Origin of the sequence: Clostridium sp. MCC344, from assembly GCF_018785365.1 — a bacterium.
Classification (GTDB): Bacteria; Bacillota; Clostridia; order Lachnospirales; family Lachnospiraceae; genus Pilosibacter.
In genome coordinates this window covers 1-405 of the sequence record NZ_WQPQ01000113.1, presented here as the reverse complement: position 1 = coordinate 405, position 405 = coordinate 1, and the positions used below count along the sequence as shown (strand labels likewise).

Genomic DNA, 405 nt, shown 5'->3' with positions numbered 1-405 from the left:
TAGATTTCATCCCGGTTTATGTCTATAACGGCAGAGGCTGCCGCTCAATCATCTGTTTTTAATGATTTTGCGACAGCCCCTCGTGGTATAATCAGTTTATGCGACTAAACAAAATAATACAGAGAGATTATACCTCTTTTTCTCTGTATTATCAAATCAAACTTCCGCTGGATTTAGAGATTTCTATTCCATCTGATGATCCGGTTCGTCTGGTAAGTGCCTTTGTGGAGGAAATGGACCTTTCTGAACTGTATAAAACTTACAGCAGGATTAGAAAAAATCAGGCAACGCCGCGTCAGATGCTGAAACTCGTCATCTATGCAGTAATGAATCGAATCTACTCAAGCAGGGATATCCAAAAGGCATGCAAACGGGATATCAACTTTATGTACCTCCTGGAAGGAA

The 405-nt window shown here is 40.5% G+C and carries 1 protein-coding gene; it reads left to right on the top strand.

What is annotated here, in order from left to right; translation table 11 throughout:
• Positions 1–98 precede the first annotated feature (98 nt).
• On the top strand, positions 99–405 hold a 307-nt coding region (locus GPK90_RS18040), incomplete at its 3' end, for a transposase (protein WP_215703606.1).